The sequence below is a fragment of the Bifidobacterium sp. LH_730 genome, assembly GCF_056355835.1.
Map to the genome: position 1 here is coordinate 123,029 of NZ_JBKETB010000004.1, position 23,537 is coordinate 146,565.

Sequence of the window (23,537 nt, forward strand, 5' to 3'; positions counted from 1 at the left end):
TTGGGCGGGGCTCTGCCGATACGCACCCGGAGGTATCGTCGTGACATGGAACTGCCGGGAATCTGGATGCGTGACATCCTGTCGCTGCTGCTGCCGCACGGATGCGCCGGTTGCGGGGCGCCCGACGCCGCGCTGTGCCCTTCGTGTCTGGATTTGATGGACCGTCCGGTCCTGCGTCGCGTCCCCGGTTTCGACCACGGCGTCGTCGCCTGCGGTCTCTACGAGGGAGCCATGCGCCATGCCATCCTCGCATGGAAGGACCATGGGCAGGCCGAATGCGACCGTCCCCTCGGGCTGGCGTTGGCCGGCCTTGCCGGGCGCATGCTGTGCCCGCCAACCGAAGCATGCGGCGGCCCCATAGCACCGCGTTCCCGCATCCTCGTCATTCCGGCCCCGTCATCGCCGCGCTCCATGCGCCGACGGGGCCGGAACCATATGCTTCCGTTGGCCCGTGCCACGGCCTGCGGACTCAATGCCCGCGGCTTCGAGGCGAAGGCCGCCGCCATCCTGTCCTCGAGGCATGTGCGCGGCAAGTCGGTGCACGCCACCTCCGTCTCCCGGCGCGCGGCACGCATCGGCGGGCACATCGTCGTGCGCGATTCCCGTCTGGTGCGCGGCGAGAACGTCCTTCTTGTCGACGACATCGTCACCACCGGCGCCACGATGCGTCAGTGCGCGGCCGTGCTCAACGAGGCCGGCGCCCATGTGGTCATGGGCCTCGCCCTGTCCTCGACCCGCGGGCGGGACGACCCGAGGGACGCAACGCGTGATAGATTCCCGTCGCCACGCCCCATATCACCAGATCGCCGTTTTCTCCCGGGGTGAAATCCGGCCATTGCCGGCCCCGCCCGCCCGTCAGCAGCATGGGACCTTCGTCCCCGCGTGCAAGAGTGCCGACCGTCAGCTCGCCGCCGATCACGGCGACCACCACATCGCCCGGGGCGGCCTTGAGCGAGCGGTCCACCACCAGCAGGTCGCCATCGTCGATGCCACGGGCGCGCATGGCGCATCCGGCCACGGTGATTAGAAAGGTGTCATCCGGTCGTTCCTTTTTCGGCCGCGCCGCGTCCCGGATCCGCCTGGTCTCCGTCGCATGCATCGCATACCTCCCCATTGAAGTCGAACAAATGTTCGATTCCAGTATGCGCGACGGACTGGACCCGTGACACGCCGGATCAGTCGGCGATATGGTATTTGGGCAGCGTGATCTCGAAGTCGGCGCCGCGTTCGTCATCCACGACGCGGACCGAGCCGCCGTGCAGCTGCGCAGCCCAGCGGGCGATCGACAGTCCCAGCCCGGTGCCCCCGGACTCGGTGCCCGGCCCGGTCTTGCCTTTGACGAAGCGGCGGAAGATGTCGGAGCGGTCCTCGGGCTCGATCTGCGAGCCGAAGTTGACGACGTTGGTGACCACCGTGCCCTGGTCCGGGTCCTCATGCGCCTCGACCAGGACGGCGGTGCCATCGGGGGAGTGCTTGATCGCATTGCCGATGATGTTGGTGAACAGCTGGCGCAGCCTGTCCTGATCCCCCTCGACCATGATGCCCGGGGCGACGTCGAGGCGTATCTGATGGGCATGCCCGCCGTCCGCGATCTCCAGGGGCTCGACGGTGTCATCGAGGAAATCGGCGAAATCGAAGCGTTCGATGTTCAGGCTCGCGGCCCCGGCCTCCATGCGGCTCAGGTCGAGCAGGAAGGCGATGAGGTCGCTCAGGCGCTGCGTCTGGCCGAGGATGCCCTCGAGATTGGCCGGCGTGGGCTCGGTGACTCCGTCGGCCATGTTCTCGACCATCGCCTGCAGCGCGGAGACGGGGGTGCGCAGCTCGTGGCTCACATTGGCCACCATGTCGCGGCGCATCTGATCGGCGTGCGCCAGCTCGCCCGCCATTTCGTTGAAGGACCTCGCCAGCTGGCCCACCTCGTCGGTGCGGGTCGGATCGACGGCCACGCGCACCGAATAGTCGCCCTCGGCCATGGCTTCGGCGGCGTCGCGCATCTGGCGCAGGGGAGCGGTCAACCCCCGGGAGAAGAAATAGGTGATCGACAGGGCCACCGCCAGGGTCAGCGGCATCGCGATCCATCCGCTCCACCCGAATTTGAGCAGGAACCAGCACATCGCGAAGGCGATGGCCGTGGAGATGACGATCAGCGCCCCGAGTTCGAGTTTGAGGGAGGTGAGGATGCGAAGCGGACGGGCATGATCCCTGCGCGCGCCCGGGACCCGTCCGTGTGATGCCGTGGTCATATGCTCTTGCGCCGGCCTCACGCCTCGTGTCCGTCGGCGTCGGTCGGCGGCTCGAACGCATACCCCACTCCATGCACGGTGCGGATGGTGTCGGAACCGAGCTTATGGCGCAGCGCCTTGACATGGGAATCGACGGTGCGGGTGCCCGAGGCATCGACCCAGTCCCACACCTCCTCGAGCAGCTTCTCGCGCGTCAGCACCGACTTGGGCCTGCGAGCGAGCGTGGCCAGCAGATCGAACTCGGTGGGGGTCAGATGGACCTCCTCGCCGTCCACGGTGACGATGCGCTGCGCCGGGTCGATGACCAGCGAACCGAAGTCGAGGATCTTCTCGTTCTCCGAGTTCTTGGCGATGACCTTGGCGCGCTCGACGCGGCGCAGAAGCGCCTTGCAACGCGCGATCAGCTCGCGCATCGAGAACGGCTTGGTCATGTAGTCGTCGGCCCCCGCGCCGAGCCCGATGACCTTGTCGGCCTCGTCGTCGCGCGCGGTGAGGATCAGCACCGGCACCGGGCGCTCGGCAACGATGCGCTTGGTGGCCTCCAAGCCATCCATCACCGGCAGCATGATGTCCATGATGACCAGGTCCGGCCGAAGCTGCGTGGCGGCCTGCACGGCGGTGGCGCCGTCACCGGCCACGCGCGCGCTCCACCCTTCGGCGGTGATGCGCTGCGCGATGGCGGTGGCCAGCGTGGGCTCGTCCTCGACCACGAGCACGGTGCGGGGGGTCGTCGTCTGACGTGCGGAAACGTTGAGCATAGATGAAAGCCTTTCAGTCGATCGGCTTCAAGAATACCGCTCCCAACGCCGGAATCGTGAGACGCGCCGAAGCCGGACGCGAATGATACTCGCCGGCATCTGCCTCGAAAGTGCCATTATGGATGTTCGATCCGCCGTACTTGAGGTCGTCGGTGGTGAAGGCCTCGGTCCAGCGTCCGCCGCGCGGCAGCGGCACCTGATAACCGGACCACGCCTCGCCGGAGAAGTTGACGACCACGGCCACGGTCTCGCCGTTCGGGCCGATCCTCAGGAAGGAAAGCACATCGTGGTCGGCGTCGTCGCTGGTCAGCCACTGGAAGCCGTCCGGCGTGAAGTCCTGCCCCCAGAAGGCGGGGTTGGCCTTGTAGAACGCGTTGAGATCGGCGACCATGTCCTTGACGCCGCGGTGCTCGGCCCAGTTGAGGCTGTCCCAGTCGATCGAGGCGTTGTGGTTCCACTCGCCCCACTGCGCCAGCTCGTTGCCCATGAACGTGAGGTTCTTGCCCGGATGCGCCCACTGATAGGCGAACAGGGCCCTGACGCCGGCATAGCGCTGCCAGTCGTCGCCCGGCATCTTGCCGAACAGCGCGCCCTTGCCATAGACGACCTCGTCGTGGCTGATCGGCAGCACATAGTGCTCCGAATAGGCGTAGACCATCGAGAAGGTGATCTCGTTGTGGTGCCACTTGCGGTTGACGGGCTCCTCGTGCAGATACTCGAGCGTGTCATGCATCCAGCCCATGTTCCACTTGAGGCCGAATCCAAGGCCGCCGGCGTCGGTGGGCGCCGTGATGCCCGGATAGGCGGTAGATTCCTCGGCGATCATCATGATGCCGGGATTGAGCTTGTAGGCGGTGGCGTTGGCCTCCTTGAGGAAGTCGATCGCCTCGAGGTTCTCGCGGCCGCCATAGATATTCGGATGCCACTGGCCGGGTTCGCGCGAGTAGTCGAGGTAGAGCATCGAGGAGACCGCGTCGACGCGCAGCGCGTCGACATGGTATTCGCCCAGCCAGAAGCAGGCATTGGCCACGAGGAAGTTGCGCACTTCGCGGCGCCCGAAGTTGAACACATAGGTGCCCCAGTCGGGATGCTCGCCGCGCGTGGGGTCCGGGTCCTCGTAGAGCGGGGTGCCGTCGAAGCGGCCCAGCGCGAAGGCGTCCTTCGGGAAGTGCGCGGGCACCCAGTCCATGATGACGCCGATGCCGGCCTCATGCAGACGGTCGACCAGATACTTGAAGTCGTCCGGGGAGCCGAGGCGCGAGTCGACCGCGTAGTATCCGGTGACCTGATATCCCCAGGATCCCTCGAAGGGGTGCTGGGTCAGCGGCATGAACTCGACGTGGGTGAACCCGAGCTCCGTGACATAGGGGACGAGCTTGTCCGCCAGCTCGCGGTAGTTGTCGACGTCGCGGCGCCAGGAGCCGGCGTGCAGCTCGTAGATCGACACCGGGCCGGCGTGCGGGTCCGTGGCGGCGCGGCGCTCCATCCACTCATCGTCGCCCCACTCATGCGTCGATTCGACGACGACGGAGCCGGTCGCCGGCGGAATCTCATGCGAACGCTCCATCGGGTCGGCCTTCTGCACCCATTCGTGGTTCGCGTTGAGGATCTCGTACTTATAGACCTCGCCGGCGCCGATGCCGGGCACGAAGATCTCCCAGATGCCGGACGAGCCGATCGAGCGCATGGCATGGCGGCGACCGTCCCACGAATTGAAGTTGCCGATCACGCGCACGGCGTGGGCGTTGGGTGCCCAGACGGCGAAGGAGACGCCGACGATGGGCTTGCCGGCCTCGCCGTGCTCATTGCCCATCGGGTCGTCATAGCGGCGCACATGCGCGCCGAGCGCGTCCCACAGGCGTTCGTGGCGTCCCTCGCCGAACAGATAGGCGTCCATCTCGCCGATGGTGGGCAGGTAGCGGTAGGGGTCGTCCTCGGTGGAGACGAATCCGTTGTCCGCGTAGGAGACCTTGATGCGGTAGTCGGGGACGGAATATCCCTGATCCGTCTTGACGGAGGGCACGACGGCCACGAACACGCCGTTGTATTCATGGCGCGCCTCGTATTCGCCGTCCTGCGTGAGGATGGTGACGGTGCGCGCCATCGGGCGCAGGACGCGCACGGTGGTCTGGTCGGCGTGCGGTGCCTCGGCCATATGCGCGCCGAGGATGGAGTGCGGATCATGGTGCTCCGCGTTGCTCACCCGGTCGAGATCGGACTGATTGACCGGAACGATGACAGCGTTGTCATTGGTATTCATGTGTGTAGTCATGCTTTCACAGTCTAGGCCCGCTCGGGGTCCGCGCAAGGTATGCGCGTGTTCTTGGGTGTCGTGAGCGCTCACATCAGGCGAGTCCTCACTCCATGGCATAATCGACAAGGTTTTTTCTGCGATTGGCTCACCGGAGGATTCATGGGTTATAAGGTCGGCGATATGGTCGTCTATCCGCGTCATGGCGCGGCGAAGGTCGAGGCCATCACCGAGCGGACGGTCAAGGGCGTCACGAGGGAATACCTGCAGCTGTCGGTGCTGTCCTCGGACGGACTGGTCATCAATGTGCCCGTGGAGAACGCGAAGAAGGTCGGCGTGCGAGACATCGTCGACGCGAACGAGGTCGCCACGGTGTTCGAGATCCTGCGCACCCCGATCATCGAGAAGGAGATGAACTGGTCGCGTCGATACAAGCTCAACGTCGAGAAGATCGCGACCGGCGACGTCAACAAAATCGCCGAGGTCGTGCGCGATCTGGCGCAGCGCGACGTGGACGAGCACGGTCTGTCCGCCGGCGAGAAGCGCATGCTCACCAAGGCGCGCGCCATCCTGACCTCGGAGATTTCGCTGAGCGAGAAAATCGAGGAGGAGGACGCGCAGCGTCTGCTTGACGTCAACCTCGGATACGCCGAGCCGCAGCCCGGCGATGACAAGCATCACACCGAGGCCCCGGCCGAGGCCGCCGCGGACACACTGGCCCGCGTCGAGGCCGAGAAGAAGTCCAAGAAGAAGTGACGTCGGATCGGTGCCGCGGGTTTCGCGGCGCCGGCAAGTCTTGATGAACCGCCCGGACCCGCCATGGTGTCGCGGGCGGTTCCATATCCGTGCGGTCTGCGGGTCTTTGCGTTTCGCGGACTTGGAAGGAGACCATATGCTGATAGGGCAGGGCTTCGACGCCCATCGGTTCGCGGCTCCCGGCTCGGGCCGGGAGCTCTGGCTGGCCGGCCTCAAATGGGAAGGCGTTCTTGCCGGGGGAGAGGGCATCGAGGGCGATTCCGACGGCGACGTGGCCGCCCACGCCCTGATCGACGCGTTGCTGTCCGCCGCGCGTCTGGGGGATATCGGCGTCTTGTTCGGCGTCGGAGCCCATTCCGAGGGAGCCGGCATGCACGGAGCCGATATGCTCCGCCGCACCGCCGGGCATCTGCGCGCGCACGGATTCGAGCCGACATCGGCGTCAGTGAGCATCGTCGGCAACCGGCCGAAGCTGTCGCCACGCCGCGACGAGGCGCAGGAGGCGTTGTACCAAGCCGTCGGCTGCCCGGTGTCGCTGACCGCCACCACCACGGATGGCATGGGTTTCACCGGCGCGGGCGAAGGCCTTGCCGCCATCGCGACGGCGCTGGTCGAGGAACGGTAGGGCGGAGCCCGAAGAGGCGGTCGAGTTCCCGGCCGTGAACCGGTTGCCCTACGGCCGGTTCACGCGGCGGCCCGCCACACGGGCCAGCGCCCAGAACAGCGTCGACAGGGCGACGATGACGAAGCTCGGGGGAGCGGGGAACATCGAGGCGATGAGCAGTCCGCCCCAGATCGAGGCCAGGCACAGCAGACTGGCCACCACCATCGCCGCGAACGGCGAGGACGCCAGTCGATTGGCCGCTGCCGCGGGGGTCACGACCAAGGCGAAGATCAACAGCGTGCCCACGGCCGGCACGGCGATGGTGATCACGCCCGCCATAATCGCCATGAACGCCACGTTCATCAGCCCGACCGGCACGCCCTTGGCCTGCGCCACCTGCTCGTCAAGCGAGCTGAACAGCAGCGGTCGGTAGATCACCGCCAGCACGGCCAGCAGCAGCGCATCGAAGATGGCGAATCCCACGATCTGCGCGTCGGTGACAGTCAGAATCGAGCCGAAGAGAATCGACTGCATCTGCGAGGATGCCGACGAGGACAGCCTTGCGAAGAACAGGCCGAGGCCTGTGGCGAAGGCCAGCACGGTGCCCGTGGCGATCTCGCGTTCCGACACCCGCTTGCCAAGCGCGCCGATGACCAGCGCTCCGCCGAGCGCGAACACGCCCATGCCCAGCGACACCGGCAGGCCGAGCAGCACAGCGCCCGTCGCCCCCGGCAGGCCGATATGGGCCAGCGCGTGCGCGGCGAAGGTCGATTTGCGGACGATGGTGAAATATCCCATCGCCCCCGCGGCCAGCGCGATGCACAGGCCCGCGAGGAAGGCGTTCGTCATGAACGGGGCCGTGAGTGTGTCCAGCCAGCCGGGATCGAAGGAGAAATCGATATGGGAGCCTCCGCCGTGCGCCATCGTCATCGCCGCGTTCATGCCAGCGTCTCCTTTCCTTGGGGCGCGCCGGCGTCGCGCACGCCGCGTCGTGTCCTGCCGTCGTCCCCGTGTTCATGCCGATGGAACGCCGCCACCTCGCCGACCGAATGCATGTCCGCCGGCGCGGCGGCGGGTTCGTCGGCCGTGGGTGTGACGAACATATCGCCCTGCGGCGTCGTCACCACCTGCACACGGGTGCCGTAGAGATGGGTGAGCAGATGCGAGTCGAGCACATCGTTCATCGCCGAATAATGCGGGTGCCCGTCGAGCAGATACACCGCGCCGGTCAGGATCGGCAGCAGCATGTTGAGATCATGCGCCACGACCTGGATGGTCACGCCGAGCTCCTGGTTGAGACGGGCGAGCACATGCACGACCGAGCGCTGGGAGGCCAGATCGAGGTTCGCCAGCGGTTCGTCGAGCATCAGCAGCTCGGGATCGGAGACCAGCGCCTGCGCGATGGCGACGCGTTGGCGCATGCCGCCCGACATCTCGCTGAGCCGATAGGAGGCCTTGTCGGCGATATCGACGAAGTCAAGCGCCTCGCGCGCCTTGGCGCGTTGCGCGCGCGTCACCGGGTGGAAGCCGAAGCGCGTGCCGGTCAGTCCCAGCAGCACGGATTGCTCGGCGGTGATATTCGCGTCGATGTCGGAGGCATAGCTCTGCGGCACGTATCCGATGCGATGGTTGGCCTTTCCCGCGGGGCCGCCGAGCACCTCGACTTTCCCCTCGGACAGCGGAATCAGGCCGAGTTCGACCTTCATCATCGTGGTTTTGCCGGTGCCGTTGGTGCCGACGATGGCGGTCACCGATCCCGAGGGGATGGCGAAGTCGCCGTGGCGCCAGATGACGCGCCCGCCGCGCGTCACGGCGGCGTCGCGGAACACGACGCATGGTTCGCTGGTATCGGTCATGCGTCCGATGATGTCAAATGGTATTGACAATCGTTCTCAATAAGAAGGGCTTATCTACCCGGGTCGGTCTGTCCCTCATTCGAGGGAACGGCGCCCGGATCGGTCTGCCCTTCGTTGGAAGGCGTCGCTCCCGGATCCGTCTGTCCTTCGTTCGACGGCATCTGAGAATCGGACTCCCCGTCCGTATCGTCTTCGGCGGGGGAGGAGGGCGTGCCATATCCGGGATCGACATCCTCGACCAACGCGTCGATCAGCGATTCGATCCACGCGGTCAACGATCCGGCGTCGGAGGGCATCTGCTCGGTGACATCCAGCACCGGCACATCGGAGCGGCCGGCCGTGCCCGTGAGCATATTCGTCGCGTCTGGGGCCTCCTGCGGATTATTGACCAGCAGCTTCGCCTCGCGTCCCTCGATCACCTGCTGGAAATCCTGCAGATCGGCGGGGGCGACCTCGCCGCCCGAGGCCATCGCCTGCGCATAGCCCTTCGGCGTCACGTCGGACAGGCCGAGGTCGGACATCAGATAGTGCGCCACGGGTTCGGTGGCGGCGTAGGTGAGGTCCTTGTGGTCCTTGGCGAAGTCGGCCATCCAATCGGTGACTCGCTTCTGCTTCTCCTGCCAGTCCTCGAGGCGCGAGGCGAAGGCCTTGGCCTTCTTCGGCCGCGCCTTCGAGAAGGCGTCGGCCAGCGCCTGGGCCATGTCGGCGCGCGCGTCCTTCGAGAACCACAGATGCGGGTTGTCTCCCTCCACGGCGCCCACCATGTCGGCGGCCGAAACCAGCGTCGAATCCTTCGACAGCACCTTCGTGGCCCAGGAGTCGTATCCGGCGCCATTGACGACGACCACATCGGCCTTCGACAACGCCGTCAGATCCGAGGTCTTCGGCTCGAAGTCATGCGCGTCGACGGCGGTCGAACCCAGCACCGAGCTGACCTCGACGTCATCCCCGCCGATCTCCTGCGCCAGCGAACCCCATTGGTTGATCGAGGCGACCACCGAGATCGGCCCCGAGGGGGCGGGGGCGGGCTCGGCCTGTTTGTCGCTTGGCTCGGCCTGCTGCGTCGTGCCGCAGGCAGCCAACGTCAGCACCGCCACGACGGCGGCCGCCACACGGGTGAAACGGAGTTTGCGAACGTCCATAATTACGCCTTCTTTGAACGGGTCATAACGACAACCGATAAGGGGACCTCCTGTCAACGACCAACCTTAGCCTACAATGCTTGGCAGTGCTCGCCAGGGGAAAGGGAATCTCACATGACCATCAAGCTCGACGGCAAGGCCGTGGCCGCATCGATCAAGGCGGACCTCGCCGAGCGCGTGACGCGCCTCAAGGCGCAGGGCATCGTGCCCGGACTTGGCACGCTGCTGGTCGGCGAGGACCCGGGCTCCATGAAATACGTCGCCGGCAAGCACGCCGACTGCGAGGAGATCGGCATCCGCTCGATCCGTTGTGACCTGCCGGCCGACGCCGGCTATGAGCAGATCGCCGACGCCGTGCGCTCGCTTAACGAGGACCCGGCCTGCACCGGTTTCATCGTGCAGCTGCCCCTGCCCGCCGGGGTCGACGAAAACCGCATCATCTCCCTGGTCGATCCGGCCAAGGACGCCGACGGCATGCATCCGGCCAACCTCGGCGAACTCGTGCTGCACGTCGGCGCCGCGCCCGAGACGCCGCTGCCCTGCACGCCGCGCGGCGTCATCGATCTGCTTGCGCATTACGACATCGACCTGAACGGCAAGGAGATCTGCGTGCTCGGCCGCGGCATCACCATCGGCCGCACCATCGGCCTGATGCTTTCCCGCCGCGACATCAACGCCACCGTCACCCTGTGCCACACCGGCACCCGCGACATCGCCGCCCACACCCGCCGCGCCGACGTCATCGTCGCCGCGATGGGTTCCGCCGGCTTCGTCACCCCCGACATGGTCAGGGAGGGCGCCGTGCTCGTCGACGTCGGCGTCTCCCGCGTCTTCGACGAGGAGGCCGGCCGCTACCGCATCAAGGGCGACATCGACAAGGCCTGCTACGACAAGTCCTACGCCTACACCCCCAATCCCGGAGGCGTCGGCCCCATGACCCGAGCCATGCTCCTCAAAAACGTCGTCGAAATGGCGGAGCGACACGCCCGGATTAATAGGGGCTAAATTTGACCCCGGGCACTGATAATCTTTATCTTTGTATGTCCATCAGTGGGCGTGCAAAATAACTGAAGATCGAGTAATATCCAACCAACTATTAGAAACCATAGTATTTACATGGCAGAGAACAACACCGAAATCACCAAGGTCGCCATCAACGACATCGGCACCGAGGAGGATTTCATCAAGGCAGTCGATTCCACCATCAAGAACTTCGACGATGGTGATCTGGTCGAGGGCACGGTCGTCAAGATCGATCATGACGAGGTCCTCGTCGACATCGGCTACAAGACCGAGGGCGTCATCCCCTCCCGCGAGCTTTCCATCAAGAAGGACGTCGATCCCGACGAGGTCGTCGAGGTCGGCGACACCGTCGAGGCCCTTGTCGTCACCAAGGAAGACAAGGAAGGCCGTCTGATCCTGTCCAAGAAGCGTGCCCAGTACGAGCGCGCCTGGGGCGACATCGAGAAGATCAAGGAAGCCGACGGCGTCGTCGAGGGCACCGTCATCGAAGCCGTCAAGGGCGGCCTCATCGTGGACATCGGCCTGCGTGGCTTCCTGCCGGCCTCGCTGGTCGAGATGCGTCGCGTGCGCGACCTGTCCCCGTACATCGGTCAGAAGATCCAGGCCAAGATCCTCGAGCTCGACAAGAACCGCAACAATGTGGTCCTCTCCCGTCGCCAGTACCTCGAGGAGACCCAGTCCGAGGTGCGCGAGACCTTCCTCTCGCAGCTCAAGAAGGGCCAGATCCGCGAAGGCGTCGTGTCCTCCATCGTCAACTTCGGCGCGTTCGTCGATCTTGGCGGCGTGGACGGACTCATCCACGTCTCCGAGCTGTCTTGGAAGCACATCGACCACCCGTCCGAGGTCGTCAAGGTCGGCGACAAGGTCACCGTCGAGGTGCTGGACGTCGATCTGGACCGCGAGCGCATCTCCCTGTCGCTCAAGGCCACCCAGGAGGATCCGTGGCAGCGCTTCGCCCGCACCCACGTCCCCGGCCAGATCGTCAAGGGCAAGGTCACCAAGATCGTGCAGTTCGGCGTGTTCATCTCCGTCGAGGACGGCATCGAGGGCCTGGTGCACATCTCCGAGCTCGCCAACCGTCACGTCGAGAACCCGGAGACCGTGGTCAAGCCGGGCGAGATCGTGTTCGTCAAGGTGATCGACGTCGATCTCGATCGTCGCCGCATCTCCCTGTCCCTCAAGCAGGCCAACGACTCCGTCGACCCGGCTTCCGAGGACTTCGATCCGGCGCTCTACGGCATGCCGGCCGAGTATGACGAGCAGGGCAACTACAAGTACCCCGAGGGCTTCGACCCGGAGACCAACGAGTGGATCGCCGGCTTCGAGAAGCAGCGCGAGGAGTGGGAGGCCCAGTACGCGGCCGCCCACGACCTGTGGGAGCAGCACAAGGAGTTCGTGGCCAAGGAGATCGAGCACGCGGCCGAGTCCGCTGCCGCCGACGGCCAGGGCCCCAAGGAGGAGAAGGTCGAGGAAGTGTCCAACTACTCCTCCGAGTCCACCTCCGCCGGCACGCTCGCCGACTCCGATCAGCTCGCCGCCCTGCGCGACCAGCTGCTCGGCAAGTGAGTTCGCCCAGCGTTAGCTGACTGCTGAAACCCGGCCCGGTCCATCCGGTGCCGGGTTTCCTTTATATATGCAAGTTGCGAATGAAACGGAGCGGATATGCGGATCGGATTGACCGGTGGCATCGCGGCGGGCAAAAGCACGGCGGCACGGCGTCTGCGTGAATTGGGTGCGTTGGTGGTGGATTACGACGCCTTGGCCCGTGAAGTGGTTCGGCCCGGGGGAGCGGCGCTGCCGCGTATCGCCGCCGCATTCGGTTCCGAGGCGCTGCACGCCGATGGCACCCTGAACCGCGCGTGGGTCGCCGAGCATATCTTCGGGACCAGTGCCGAGCCCGGCGCGCGCGAACGGCTCGACGCCATCGAGCATCCGCTGATATATCAGGCCGCTGCCGAGATCGAGCGAGCGCATCCGGAGGCGCGACTCATCGTCCATGACGTGCCGCTGTTGGCCGAAGTGATCGCCAAAGGCGAGATTCCGTTCGCCTTCGACCATATCGTCACTGTGGAGGCTCCTGAGGAGGAGCGCATCGCGCGCATGACCGCAGAGCGTGGCATGACGCGCGCGCAGGCGACCGACCGCATCTGCCACCAGTCCACGCGCGCCGAGCGCGAGACCATCGCCGATGTGATCGTCGACACCTCGCTTCCCGTCGAACACACGTTCGAAACCCTTGATAGACTGGTCCGGGAATGGCATGAGGAGGAAAGTCATGGGCTTCAACATCGAGCGGACGAATAAACCCTTCGTCGTCAAATCGCCCTATCGTCCGAGCGGCGACCAGCCGGCCGCCATCGCGGAACTCGCCGAACGCATCGAGAACGGCGAGAACGACGTCGTGCTCATGGGCGCCACCGGCACCGGAAAAACCGCCACCACGGCCTGGCTCATCGAAAAACTGCAGCGCCCGACCCTGATCATCGAGCCGAACAAAACCCTCGCCGCGCAGCTGTGCGCCGAATTCCGCGAGCTCATGCCCGACAACGCCGTCAGCTATTTCGTGAGCTACTACGACTACTACCAGCCCGAGGCCTACATCCCGCAGACCGACACCTACATCGAGAAGGACTCGAATATCAACGACGACGTGGAGCGCCTGCGCCACGCCGCCACCGCGAATCTGCTCACGCGCCGCGACTGCGTGGTCGTCGCCACGGTCAGCTGCATCTACGGCCTCGGCACGCCGGAGGAATACGCCGGGCGCATGCTCTTCCTCAAGGAAGGCCAGCAGATCGACCGCGACCAATTGCTGCGCACCTTCGTCGACATGCAATACAAGCGCAACGACATCGCCTTCACCCGCGGCACCTTCCGCGTGCGCGGCGACACGGTCGAGATCATCCCGGTCTACGAGGAGCTTGCCGTGCGCATCGAGTTCTTCGACGACGAGATCGACCGCATCTCGACATTGCATCCGCTGACCGGCGACGAGATCGCCCACGAGAGCGAAGTACATATCTTCCCCGCCTCGCATTATGTCGCCGGTCCCGCGCGCATGGAACGTGCGTTGAAGACGATCCGAGAGGAATTGGACGAACGGCTGGCGGAGCTCAGGAAACAGGACAAGCAGCTTGAGGCGCAGCGCCTCGAGATGCGCACGACCTACGACCTCGAGATGCTCACGCAGGTGGGCGTGTGCTCCGGCGTCGAGAACTACTCGCGGCATTTCGACGGGCGCGCCCCCGGCACGCCGCCGCATACGCTGCTCGATTTCTTCCCCGATGACTTCCTGCTGGTCATCGACGAAAGCCACGTCACCGTGCCGCAGATCGGCGCGATGTACGAAGGCGACGCCTCGCGCAAGCGCACGCTGGTCGAACACGGCTTCCGCCTGCCCTCGGCGATGGATAATCGCCCCCTCAAATGGCCGGAGTTCCTCGACCGCGTCGGCCAGACCGTCTATCTGTCGGCCACGCCCGGCGACTATGAGCTGGGCCTGTCCGACGGAGTGGTCGAACAGATCATCCGCCCGACCGGACTGGTCGACCCCAGGATCGAGGTGCGGCCGGTCGACGGGCAGATCGACGACCTGCTCGGCGAGATCAAGGCGCGCGTCGAACGCGGAGAACGCACGCTGGTGACCACGCTGACCAAGAAGATGGCCGAGGACCTGACCGATTATCTGCTGGAACGCGGCATCAAGGTCGAATACCTGCATTCGGATGTCGACACGCTGCGGCGCGTCGAGCTGCTGCGCGAGCTGCGCGAGGGCAAGATCGACGTGATCGTCGGCATCAACCTGCTGCGCGAGGGCTTGGACTTGCCGGAGGTGAGCCTGGTGGCCATCCTCGACGCCGACAAGGAGGGTTTCCTGCGCTCCTATCGCTCGCTGATCCAGACCATCGGCCGCGCGGCGCGCAACGTCGACGGCACGGTGCTCATGTACGCCGACCAGATCACCGAGGCCATGCACCAGGCCATCGACGAGACGAACCGCCGCCGCGAGCGGCAGATCGCCTACAACACTGAGCATGGCATCGACCCGAAGCCCCTGATCAAGAAGATCAGCGATGTCAACGACATGCTCGCCAAGGAGGATGTGGACACCCAGACGCTGCTCGAAGGCGGCTACCGCAACGCCGGCAAGGCCGGAAACACGCATCTGGGCGTGCCGGTCCTCGACCTGGGGGAAGCGGACAAGCGCCATGAGGAGATCCTCAGAGCCGGGCTGCCGGCCCAGGACCTGGCCGATCTGATCCGTCAGCTTTCCGAACAGATGCACACCGCTGCCGAGCAGTTGCAGTTCGAACTCGCCGCCCGCTTAAGGGACGAGATCCGCGACCTAAAGAAGGAATTGCGCGCCATGACGCAGGCAAAGGGCTGATCTGGGCAAAATCCGGCGGTTTCCCTATGCTGGTGAGCCATGGCCGAAACACCGCTTGCGTTTGAAATCATCACTTTTGTGGTGATCGCACTGTTCTTCATCGTCGACCTGTTTGTCATCGGACGCCGCCCTCATGTGCCCTCCACCAAGGAATGCGTGCAGCATATCGCCTTCTTCGTGGCCATGGCCTTGATATTCGGCGGATGCATCTGGTTCTTCGCCGGGCACAAGCCCGCCATCGAGTTCTATTCCGGATGGCTGACCGAATACAGTCTGTCGATCGATAACCTCTTCGTCTTCGTCATCATCATGTCGAACTTCGCCGTGCCCAAGGTGCTCCAGAAGTTCGTCCTGTCCATCGGCATCACCGTCGCGCTTGTGCTGCGCGGCATATTCATCCTCATCGGTGCCGCCATCATCGAACGCTTCACCTGGGTGTTCTTCCTGTTCGGCGCCTTCCTTATCGTCACGGCCGTCAAGCTCGTCGCCGGCAAGGAGGAGGACGAGGAATACCATGAGAACGGCCTGATCCGCATGATGCGCAAGGTCGTCAAGATCACTGATACCTACGATGGCGAGAAGCTGCGGACCACGAAGAACGGCGTGCGCTACTGGACCCCGATGCTCATCGTGTTCCTCGCCATCGGCACTACCGACGTGATGTTCGCCTTCGACTCGATCCCGGCGATCTTCGGCCTGACCAAGGATCCGTTCCTCGTGTTCACCTCGAACGTCTTCGCCCTGCTCGGCTTGCAGCAGCTCTACTTCCTGCTCGGCGCGTTGCTCGACAAGCTCGTCTATCTGCCGATGGGCCTGTCCGTGGTGCTCGGTTTCATCGGCGTCAAGCTCATCATGGAGGCGCTGCACGGCAATTCGCTGCCCTTCATCAACGGCGGACAGCCAGTTTCCTGGGTGCCCGAGGTGCCGACCTGGCTTTCGCTTGCCGTCATCGTCGTGGCAATCGGCTCGGCGGCGCTTGCCAGCGTGCTGCGCATGCGCGCCGTCGAGGGCAAGGAATCCAAGCAGATCGACGAGACCCGCTGACTCCGTTGACTGAGCTGGAACAGAAGGCCCAGCTCCACCAACAGCGAACGAGAACGCCCCGGGTGATGGAAGCGCATCGCCCGGGGCGTTCTTATTGTTGAACTGTTAGCGCTCACAACACACCCGGGGAAAAAGTAGCAAAGCGCGCAAAAGACTAGTAGACTGACTCATGGAATCCGGCCGCCACCCGGGCTGCCGGTCGATAACAAGAAGGCAGGCATTACATGCGCAAAGCCAAGATCGTGGACACCCTCGGTCCCGCCAGCAACTCCTATGAGAACATCAAGAAGTTGATTGAGGCGGGCATGAACGTCGCCCGCATCAACCGCTCCCACGGCACCTTCGAGGAGCACGAGGAGTGCTACAAGAACATCCGCAAGGCCGCCAAGGATCTGAACAAGAACGTCGCCGTTCTCGTCGACATCCAGGGCCCGAAGATCCGCACTGGCTGGGTGAAGGAAGCCGACTGCACCGATGGCACCGACAAGGTGTTCCTCAAGGAGGGGCAGGAGTTCATCATCACCACCGACGAGATCGTCGGCGATGAGCACCGCGTCTCCACCTCCTTCAAGGGCCTGCCGGGCGACTGCCACGCGGGCGACCCGATCCTGATCGACGACGGCAAGGTCCGTCTCGAGGTCACCAAGGTCGAGGGCAACGACGTGTACACCAAGGTCGTCGTCGCCGGCCCGGTTTCCTCCCACAAGGGCATCAACCTGCCCGGCGTGGCTGTGAGCACCCCGGCCCTGACCGAGAAGGACGAGGAGGATCTGCGCTGGGGCATCAAGATCGGCGCCGACATCATCGCCATGTCCTTCGTGCGTTACGCCACCGACATCGATCGCGCCCACGAGATCATGGACGAGGAAGGCCGCCGCGTGCCGGTCGTTGCCAAGATCGAGAAGCCGCAGGCCCTCGACAACCTCGAGGACATCGTCAAGGCCTTCGACGGCATCATGGCCGCCCGTGGCGACATGGCCGTCGAGTGCCCGTTCGAGGAGGTCCCGCTGGCCACCAAGCGCATCATCGAGCTCTCCCGCCAGTATGCCAAGCCCGTCATCGTGGCCACCGAGGTCCTCGGCTCCATGGTGAACAACCCGGTGCCGACCCGCGCCGAGGCCTCCGACTGCGCCAACGCCGTGCTTGACGGTGCCGACGCGACCATGACCTCCAACGAGACTGCCGTGGGCAAGTACCCCGACGTGACTGTCGCGACCATGGACCGCATCTCCAACTATGCGACCGAGCACGGCTTCGCCCGCATCCCGCAGCTGAAGGACCTCGATATGTCGTCCACCGGCGCCGTGTCCTCCGCTGCCGTGAACCTGGCTGACAAGCTGAACGCCAAGGCCATCGTGGCCTACACTCAGACCGGCGCCACCGTGCACCGCGTCTCCCGTGAGCGTCCGGCCGCCCCGATTTATGGCATCACCAACAATGAGCACACCTATCACTGGCTCAACCTCTCCTGGGGCACCGATCCGGTGCTGGTGACCGAGGATTATCATGACAAGTCCCGTAAGGACCTCATGATCTTCACCGACAAGGTCCTCAAGGACGCCGGTAAGGTCAACGACGGTGACAAGATCGTCATCCTGAGCTCCGCCCAGGGCGACCACAACCCGGGACGCACCGACTCCATCTACGTCCACACGGTTGGAGCCTGCGACTGATCGTAATTCCGTAGGAATTGCACTAATCAGTCGCGCGAGGCGGAAAAGATGGAAGCCCAGTGGGCTTCCATCCCGCCGGAGCCATCCTTATAACAGAACGTAACCACTGTCCGTGGTATTCGTTCTTTATAACTTCGAATCCCCGTTTTCCCCTTGGAAGGCGGGGATTCACCATATCAAACACGTCCATATCCGACATATCCGACTCGCCAACGCGCATATCGGCCGCGCTAACCGCACCATGTGCTATGCTGGCTCTGTTCCAAGCCGCTGTGGCGAAATGGTAGACGCAGAGCACTCAAAATGCTCCGGGCCAAAACCCGTGCCGGTTCGAGTCCGGCCAGCGGCACGATGGATTCAACGCCCGATGTCGGGGAAGTCAAATGACGACGGGCTGATATGAAAAGAGGTAAGCATGGCAGCGCGCAAGACGACGAACGAACCTGTGGACGAAGTGCTCACCGCTGAGGAACTGCAGGCCGTCGCCGAAGGGGATGGCGATGCCGTCAAGGCCAAGGACGTCAATCGCAAGCCTACCGTCGTCGTCGCCGAGGATGAATCGGTGAACCGCATGGATTTGGTGGGCATGCTCGAGGACAACGGATACGAAGTCGTCGGCGAGGCCGCCAATGGCGAGGAAGCCGTCGAACTGACCCGTGAGAAGCGTCCCGATGTGGTGTGCATGGACGTCAAGATGCCGCGTATGGACGGCATCACCGCCGCCGGCATCATCTGCGACGAGAACATCGCGCCCGTGGTGATGCTCACCGCCTTCTCCCAGCCCGATCTGGTCAAGAAGTCCACCGGCGCCGGCGCCATGGCCTATGTGACCAAGCCCTACGAGGAGTCGAAGCTGCTGCCCGCCCTCGAGGTGGCGATGGGCCGCTTCGCGGAGATCAACGACCTGCTCGACACGGTCGAACGCGGCGAGAACAAGCTCAAGGCCACCCAGGAGGAGCTGGCCAAGGCGCAGGCCGATCTGGCCAAGGCCCAGGACACGCTTGAGGAGCGCAAGCTCGTCGACCGCGCCAAGGGTCTGCTGATGGACAAGGCCGACTTCTCCGAGCAGGGCGCCTTCCGCTGGATCCAGAAGACCTCCATGGATCAGCGCATCCCGAAGAAGCGCCTTGCCATGGCGATCATCGCCAAGTATGGCGATCCCAAGCCCGAGCACGACGAGCGCTGACGCCTGGGCATGGAGAGCACAGACAACAAGGGAACGCGCGGAACGCTGCTGGTCGTTGACGGCCATTCGCTGGCGTTCCGCGCGTTCTTCGCGCTTCCGGTCGAGAATTTCAGCACCGCCGCCGGCCAGGCGACGAATGCCGTATGGGGTTTCGCCTCGATGCTCTCGCAGGTGATCGAAGCCGAGCATCCCGATCTGCTGGCCGTCGCCTTCGATGTCAAGGGCGGCACCTTCCGCAACGAGATGCTGCCGCAATACAAGGGCACGCGCGAGGCGGCGCCCGAGGAACTGCTGAGCCAGCTGCCGCTGATCCAGCGCATGCTCACGGCATTGGGCGTCACCTATATCGAGAAACCCGGATATGAGGGCGACGATGTGATCGGCACGCTCGCCACGATGGGCGAGGACGCCGGATATCACACCTTGGTGCTTTCGGGCGACCGCGATGCCTTCCAGCTCATCGACGAGCACATCACCGTGCTCTACCCCGGGCATCATTTCAAGGACCTGAAGCATATGACGCCGCAAGCCGTCGTGGAGAAATACAAGGTCACCCCGGCCCAATATCCCGATCTGGCGGCTCTGCGCGGCGAAAGCGCCGATAACATCCCCGGTGTGCCCGGCGTGGGCGATGGCTTCGCCGCCAAATGGATCAACCTCTACGGCGGACTTGATGGCATCATCGAGCATGCCGAGGAAATCGGCGGCAAGAAGGGCGAGGCGCTGCGCGAGAACCTCGACCAGGTCCGGCTCAACCGCCGCGTCAACGCGCTGGTGCGCGATGTCGAGCTTGGCGTCAAGGTCGAGGACCTGCGCTTTGGCGATATGGACGCCGACCAGGCCAACAGGCTGTTCGCCGATCTGGAATTCGGTCCGCGCACCCGTTCGCGTGTGCTCCGGGTCTTCAACGGCGGCGAAAAGCCGGCCTTGCAGCCTCTGGATGGGGCGAAGGACAGCCGACAGGGCATCGCGGTGCCGGTGGTGGACCAGGCGGCCGATGCCGGGGCCATCCAGTCCTGGGCCGATGCGCATCTGCCGGCGGCCGACGATATCACGCCTGCCGGCGACCGGGAATCTGCCGAGAACGGCTCCTGCGCCGCCGACACCACCCCGCATTGGACGATCAACGCCCGAGGCACCGCGAAACCCGGACAGGCCACTCTTGAGACGCTGTTCGTCATGGCCGACGGCCATGCCATCGCCATCGCCGCGCCATTCGCGCCCGAGGTCAGGGACGCACTGCAATCCATGCTCGACGGCCATGCCGGCTCGCTCGCCGTGCACGGCGTCAAGGAGCATATGCATATGCTGGGCGCGGCGGGACTGGCCCTGCCCGCCCCCGCCTTCGACACCAAGCTGGCCGGATACCTGGTGCAGCCCGACTTCCATGCGGATAGTTTGGAAAAGGCGGCCTCGCATTTCCTCGACGTGCATGTGGAGGAAAGCGAAGGGGGAGCCACGCAGGGTCTGCTGGACATCGACGAGCAGGGGGAGGCCGATGCCGAGGACGCCGACAAGGGCGAGACCAAGCGCGTCGCCATCGTGGATGCGTTGACGGGCACTCTCGCGCCGCGCGTCGACGCCACCGGCCAGCGACGCCTGCTGCGCGAACTCGAACTGCCGGTGTCCCGCGTGCTGCATGACATGGAGAAGCAGGGCGCCAAGGTCGACCAGAACCGCCTGGCTGACATGCACGAGGGCTTCGCCGCCGATGCGAGGCAGACGCAGGAGATCGCCTGGGAGTGCGCGGGTTCCCGGATCAACCTGCAGAGCCCCAAGCAACTGAGCCACGTGCTGTTCGAGGATATGGGACTCAAGCCATCCCGCCGCACCAAAACCGGTTCATACACGACCAATGCGGCCGCGCTGCAGGATCTCTACGTGGCCTACGCCGACGACGAACGCGCCAGCGGTTTCCTCGGCGCGTTGCTGCGTCACCGCGAGACCAACAAGCTCAAGCAGATCGTCGCCACGCTTGTCGAAGCGACCAATCCCGCCGACGGGCGCATCCACACCACCTTCGAACAGACCGTGGCCGCCACGGGGCGTCTGAGCTCCGCCGATCCGAATCTGCAGAACATCCCCAACCGCAATGCCGCCGGACGCGAGATCCGCGGCGCCTTCGTGCCGGGGGAGGGCTTCGAATCGCTGATGAGCTGCGACTATTCGCAGGTCGAGCTGCGCATCATGGCGCATCTGTCCGGCGACGAGGCATTGATCGAGGCCTTCCGCTCCGGCGCCGACTTCCACCGGTATGTGGCCAGCCTCGTCTACGGCCTGCCGGTCGACGAGATCACCGGCGACCAGCGCAGCCACGTCAAGGCGATGAGCTATGGCTTGGCCTACGGCCTGTCCACCTATGGACTCGCCCAACAGCTGAAGATCGCGCCGCATGAGGCCGAGACGCTCAAGGCCAAGTACTTCGCCACCTTCGGAAAGGTCCATGATTTCCTCGAGTCCTGCGTCGCCGACGCACGCGAACGCGGATACACCGAGACGATGTTCGGTAGGCGCCGCTATTTCCCGGCGCTGAAGTCGTCCAATCGCAACGCGCGCGACGCCGCCGAGCGCGCCGCGCTCAACGCGCCGATCCAGGGCACCGCGGCCGACATCATGAAGATCGCGATGCTGCGCGCCGCCGACGGGTTGAGGGACGCGGGCATGAACAGCCGCATCATCCTGCAGATCCACGACGAACTCGTCGTCGAGATCGCCCCCGGCGAGGAGGAAACCGCCACACGGGTCATCCGGGATGCGATGGAGCACGCCGTGTCGCTCGACGTGCCGCTGGACGTGTCCACTGGCGTCGGCGCCGATTGGCAGCTCGCCGCGCACTGAGCCGGTCGGGCATCCGCCCGCTTAAAGCGCACACGCGGAAAGCATACGGAAGGGAGACACCATGGTCACACTGCATGAGGCGGTCACCGCGCTCGAAACGCTGTATCCCTTGCGATACGCGGAGGAATGGGATGCGCCCGGACTCATCGTGGGCGATTTGTCCGCGCCCGTGACGCGCATCGTGTTCGCCGCCGACCCGACGGTCGCGATCGTCGAACGGGCGCTTGAGCGGGGCGCGGACCTCCTGGTCACGCATCATCCGTTGCTGTTCCGCTCCGTGCACGAGGTAAGCGGACTGGGGCCGCATGGCGACGTCGTGCGCCGTCTCAACGAAGGCCATTGCGCGCTGTGGGTCGGGCACACCAACGCCGACGCCTCGTGGCGCGGTGTCGGCCAGGCCGCCGCCGACGGCTTCGGCCTGATCGACCAGCGCCCGCTGGTGCCGATCGACGACCCATCCGCCGCGCATCCCGTGGGCTTGGGTCGCATTGGGCGGTTGCGCGAGCCCATGGCCCTGCGCGACTTCGCGCAACGTGTCTACGAGGCGCTGCCTATGCGCACCGCCATGGGCATCCAGGTGGCGGGGGACGCCGATATGCCGGTCGAAACCGTGGCCCTGCTGCCCGGTTCGGGCGACTCCCTGTTCGGCGAGGCCCGCGCCAGCGGCGCCGACGTCTATGTGACCAGCGATCTGCGGCATCATCCGGCCACCGACGCCATGGAACAGGCCCGGCACGAGGCGCGTCTGCGCGCCGCCGGCATCACGGTGGGACATGCGCCGGTAGCGGCCTCGGCGGCATATGACGGCATCGCCCGCCCCGCCCTGATCAATACGCCTCACTCGGCCATCGAATCCATGTGGTTCTCCTACGCGCTGCAGGATGTGCCCGACGCCATCGAAACGGCCACCGGGGAGCGGCCGGAAGCCGTATGGCTGCAAATGGTCACCGATCCGTGGGATTTCTCCATCACGCCCGCAGGCATTGGAAAACCTGAGCCCGGTCGCATCGTCGAGGCGGGCCAGGCCACGGCCGCGCCGATGCTGGCCTCGGTATCCAAGGAGGCATAGGCGGCGTGAGCGAGGAGAGGAACATCGACGGCGCGCTGGATCACACCGCCGACGGCATCGATATGGACGGCGCCGTCGAAGTGCTGTCATGCGACACCGTCTATACCGGCGCGATATTCCATGTCGAGGATATGACGCTGCGGCTGCCCGCGACGCCCGACGCCGACGGCACGCGACGCGAGGGACCTGTGATCCGCCGGCAGGTGCTCCGGCACGCGCCATGCGTCGTCATGCTCGTCCACGACACGGCCGCGGACCGGTATCTGATCGAGAGGGAATACCGCATCGGTTGCGACCGTTTCGCCTATGGACTGCCGGCCGGTCTCATGGACGCGGGGGAGGGGGTCGAACAAGCCGCGTTGCGCGAGCTCGCCGAGGAAACCGGCGTCGCGCCGGAACCGGGACGATACCGAATCGAACAGGTCGCCGACTGCTGGTCCTCGGAAGGCATGACCGATGAACTCGCCCACATCATGGTCATCCATATGGACGCATGGCGCCGCGTGCCCCTCGATCTCGACCGTGACGAACACGTCGCATCCGGGTGGATCGACTGGGCCGGACTCAAGGCGCTCGACGTGACCGCCTCCAATTCGATCATCGCGATCCAACGCGAACGACTGCGCCGGCAACGCGCCGGAATCGACTGAAGAACGCCGAAGGGACCGCAAAACCCACAAGCGCACGCGAATCGTGCCATACTTAGA

General features: G+C 65.0%; 20 protein-coding genes and 1 tRNA gene. 14 read left to right on the forward strand and 7 right to left on the reverse strand.

Translation table 11 applies throughout. The annotated features are described in order from the left end of the window. Positions 1 to 45: 45 nt before the first annotated feature. Positions 46 to 825, forward strand: coding sequence for a ComF family protein (locus AC1AUD_RS06925; protein ID WP_476573372.1), 780 nt, complete (start codon positions 46 to 48; stop codon positions 823 to 825). On the opposite strand, the gene AC1AUD_RS06930 is transcribed toward AC1AUD_RS06925, so the two are convergent. Genes AC1AUD_RS06930 through glgB form a run of 4 tightly spaced genes read right to left on the reverse strand, consistent with a single transcriptional unit; the run spans position 710 to position 5,273 of the window. Continuing rightward, positions 710 to 1,234: a LexA family protein gene (locus AC1AUD_RS06930; protein ID WP_476573374.1), complete on the reverse strand. Its 525-nt coding sequence runs from the start codon at positions 1,232 to 1,234 to the stop codon at positions 710 to 712. The two genes, AC1AUD_RS06925 and AC1AUD_RS06930, sit on opposite strands and share 116 nt — an antisense overlap. After that, positions 1,176 to 2,243 (reverse strand): sensor histidine kinase, encoded by a 1,068-nt coding sequence (locus AC1AUD_RS06935; RefSeq protein ID WP_476573376.1) that lies wholly within the window; start codon positions 2,241 to 2,243, stop codon positions 1,176 to 1,178. The genes AC1AUD_RS06930 and AC1AUD_RS06935 overlap by 59 nt, the downstream gene beginning before the upstream one ends. 17 nt (positions 2,244 to 2,260) lie before the next feature. Continuing rightward, positions 2,261 to 3,001, reverse strand: coding sequence for a response regulator transcription factor (locus AC1AUD_RS06940; protein WP_476573378.1), 741 nt, complete (start codon positions 2,999 to 3,001; stop codon positions 2,261 to 2,263). A gap of 13 nt (positions 3,002 to 3,014) precedes the next feature. Then, a complete protein-coding gene (gene glgB, locus AC1AUD_RS06945; RefSeq protein WP_476573380.1) occupies positions 3,015 to 5,273 on the reverse strand; it encodes a 1,4-alpha-glucan branching protein GlgB in 2,259 nt (752 codons plus the stop codon). Between the two features lie 141 nt (positions 5,274 to 5,414). On the opposite strand from glgB, the gene AC1AUD_RS06950 reads away from it, so the two are divergent. Next, positions 5,415 to 6,008: a CarD family transcriptional regulator gene (locus AC1AUD_RS06950; protein ID WP_476573382.1), complete on the forward strand. Its 594-nt coding sequence runs from the start codon at positions 5,415 to 5,417 to the stop codon at positions 6,006 to 6,008. A gap of 136 nt (positions 6,009 to 6,144) precedes the next feature. Further along, positions 6,145 to 6,633, forward strand: coding sequence for a 2-C-methyl-D-erythritol 2,4-cyclodiphosphate synthase (ispF, locus tag AC1AUD_RS06955; RefSeq protein WP_476573384.1), 489 nt, complete (start codon positions 6,145 to 6,147; stop codon positions 6,631 to 6,633). Between the two features lie 48 nt (positions 6,634 to 6,681). Here ispF and AC1AUD_RS06960 read toward each other — a convergent pair whose 3' ends face one another. The 3 genes from AC1AUD_RS06960 to AC1AUD_RS06970 are packed head-to-tail and all read right to left on the reverse strand — an operon-like array spanning position 6,682 to position 9,610. Further along, a complete protein-coding gene (locus AC1AUD_RS06960; protein ID WP_476573386.1) occupies positions 6,682 to 7,554 on the reverse strand; it encodes a metal ABC transporter permease in 873 nt (290 codons plus the stop codon). Then, the gene (locus tag AC1AUD_RS06965; protein WP_476573388.1) at positions 7,551 to 8,468 is read right to left on the reverse strand and encodes an ABC transporter ATP-binding protein; all 918 of its coding nucleotides are present in this window, start codon (positions 8,466 to 8,468) and stop codon (positions 7,551 to 7,553) included. The genes AC1AUD_RS06960 and AC1AUD_RS06965 overlap by 4 nt, the downstream gene beginning before the upstream one ends. Before the next feature lie 50 nt (positions 8,469 to 8,518). Then, positions 8,519 to 9,610, reverse strand: coding sequence for a metal ABC transporter solute-binding protein, Zn/Mn family (locus AC1AUD_RS06970; RefSeq protein WP_476573390.1), 1,092 nt, complete (start codon positions 9,608 to 9,610; stop codon positions 8,519 to 8,521). A 114-nt stretch (positions 9,611 to 9,724) separates the two neighbouring features. On the opposite strand from AC1AUD_RS06970, the gene AC1AUD_RS06975 reads away from it, so the two are divergent. From AC1AUD_RS06975 to AC1AUD_RS07025, 11 genes are all read left to right on the forward strand, one after another. Next, on the forward strand, positions 9,725 to 10,615 hold the full coding sequence (locus AC1AUD_RS06975; RefSeq protein ID WP_476573391.1) for a bifunctional methylenetetrahydrofolate dehydrogenase/methenyltetrahydrofolate cyclohydrolase: 891 nt from the start codon (positions 9,725 to 9,727) through the stop codon (positions 10,613 to 10,615). A gap of 111 nt (positions 10,616 to 10,726) precedes the next feature. Beyond that, positions 10,727 to 12,199 carry a 30S ribosomal protein S1 gene (gene rpsA, locus AC1AUD_RS06980; RefSeq protein ID WP_476573393.1) on the forward strand — a complete coding sequence of 491 codons (1,473 nt, stop codon included), beginning with the start codon at positions 10,727 to 10,729 and terminating at the stop codon, positions 12,197 to 12,199. Positions 12,200 to 12,295: 96 nt separating this feature from the next. Then, entirely contained in the window at positions 12,296 to 12,937 is a 642-nt protein-coding gene (gene coaE / locus AC1AUD_RS06985; protein ID WP_476573394.1) for a dephospho-CoA kinase, read from the forward strand. Beyond that, positions 12,909 to 15,020: an excinuclease ABC subunit UvrB gene (uvrB, locus tag AC1AUD_RS06990; RefSeq protein ID WP_476573396.1), complete on the forward strand. Its 2,112-nt coding sequence runs from the start codon at positions 12,909 to 12,911 to the stop codon at positions 15,018 to 15,020. The genes coaE and uvrB overlap by 29 nt, the downstream gene beginning before the upstream one ends. 39 nt (positions 15,021 to 15,059) lie before the next feature. Continuing rightward, positions 15,060 to 16,064 (forward strand): TerC family protein, encoded by a 1,005-nt coding sequence (locus tag AC1AUD_RS06995; RefSeq protein WP_476573397.1) that lies wholly within the window; start codon positions 15,060 to 15,062, stop codon positions 16,062 to 16,064. 224 nt (positions 16,065 to 16,288) lie between these two features. Then, a complete protein-coding gene (gene pyk / locus AC1AUD_RS07000; RefSeq protein ID WP_476573399.1) occupies positions 16,289 to 17,737 on the forward strand; it encodes a pyruvate kinase in 1,449 nt (482 codons plus the stop codon). A gap of 266 nt (positions 17,738 to 18,003) precedes the next feature. After that, positions 18,004 to 18,086: transfer RNA gene (locus AC1AUD_RS07005), tRNA-Leu, on the forward strand. A gap of 66 nt (positions 18,087 to 18,152) precedes the next feature. Further along, positions 18,153 to 18,923 (forward strand): ANTAR domain-containing response regulator, encoded by a 771-nt coding sequence (locus AC1AUD_RS07010; RefSeq protein ID WP_476573401.1) that lies wholly within the window; start codon positions 18,153 to 18,155, stop codon positions 18,921 to 18,923. Positions 18,924 to 18,932: 9 nt separating this feature from the next. Continuing rightward, a complete protein-coding gene (polA, locus tag AC1AUD_RS07015) occupies positions 18,933 to 21,761 on the forward strand; it encodes a DNA polymerase I (RefSeq protein WP_476573403.1) in 2,829 nt (942 codons plus the stop codon). 61 nt (positions 21,762 to 21,822) lie between these two features. Then, positions 21,823 to 22,830 carry a Nif3-like dinuclear metal center hexameric protein gene (locus AC1AUD_RS07020; protein ID WP_476573405.1) on the forward strand — a complete coding sequence of 336 codons (1,008 nt, stop codon included), beginning with the start codon at positions 21,823 to 21,825 and terminating at the stop codon, positions 22,828 to 22,830. Further along, positions 22,827 to 23,480 carry an NUDIX hydrolase gene (locus AC1AUD_RS07025; protein ID WP_476573596.1) on the forward strand — a complete coding sequence of 218 codons (654 nt, stop codon included), beginning with the start codon at positions 22,827 to 22,829 and terminating at the stop codon, positions 23,478 to 23,480. The genes AC1AUD_RS07020 and AC1AUD_RS07025 overlap by 4 nt, the downstream gene beginning before the upstream one ends. The last annotated feature ends 57 nt before the right edge of the window (positions 23,481 to 23,537 follow it).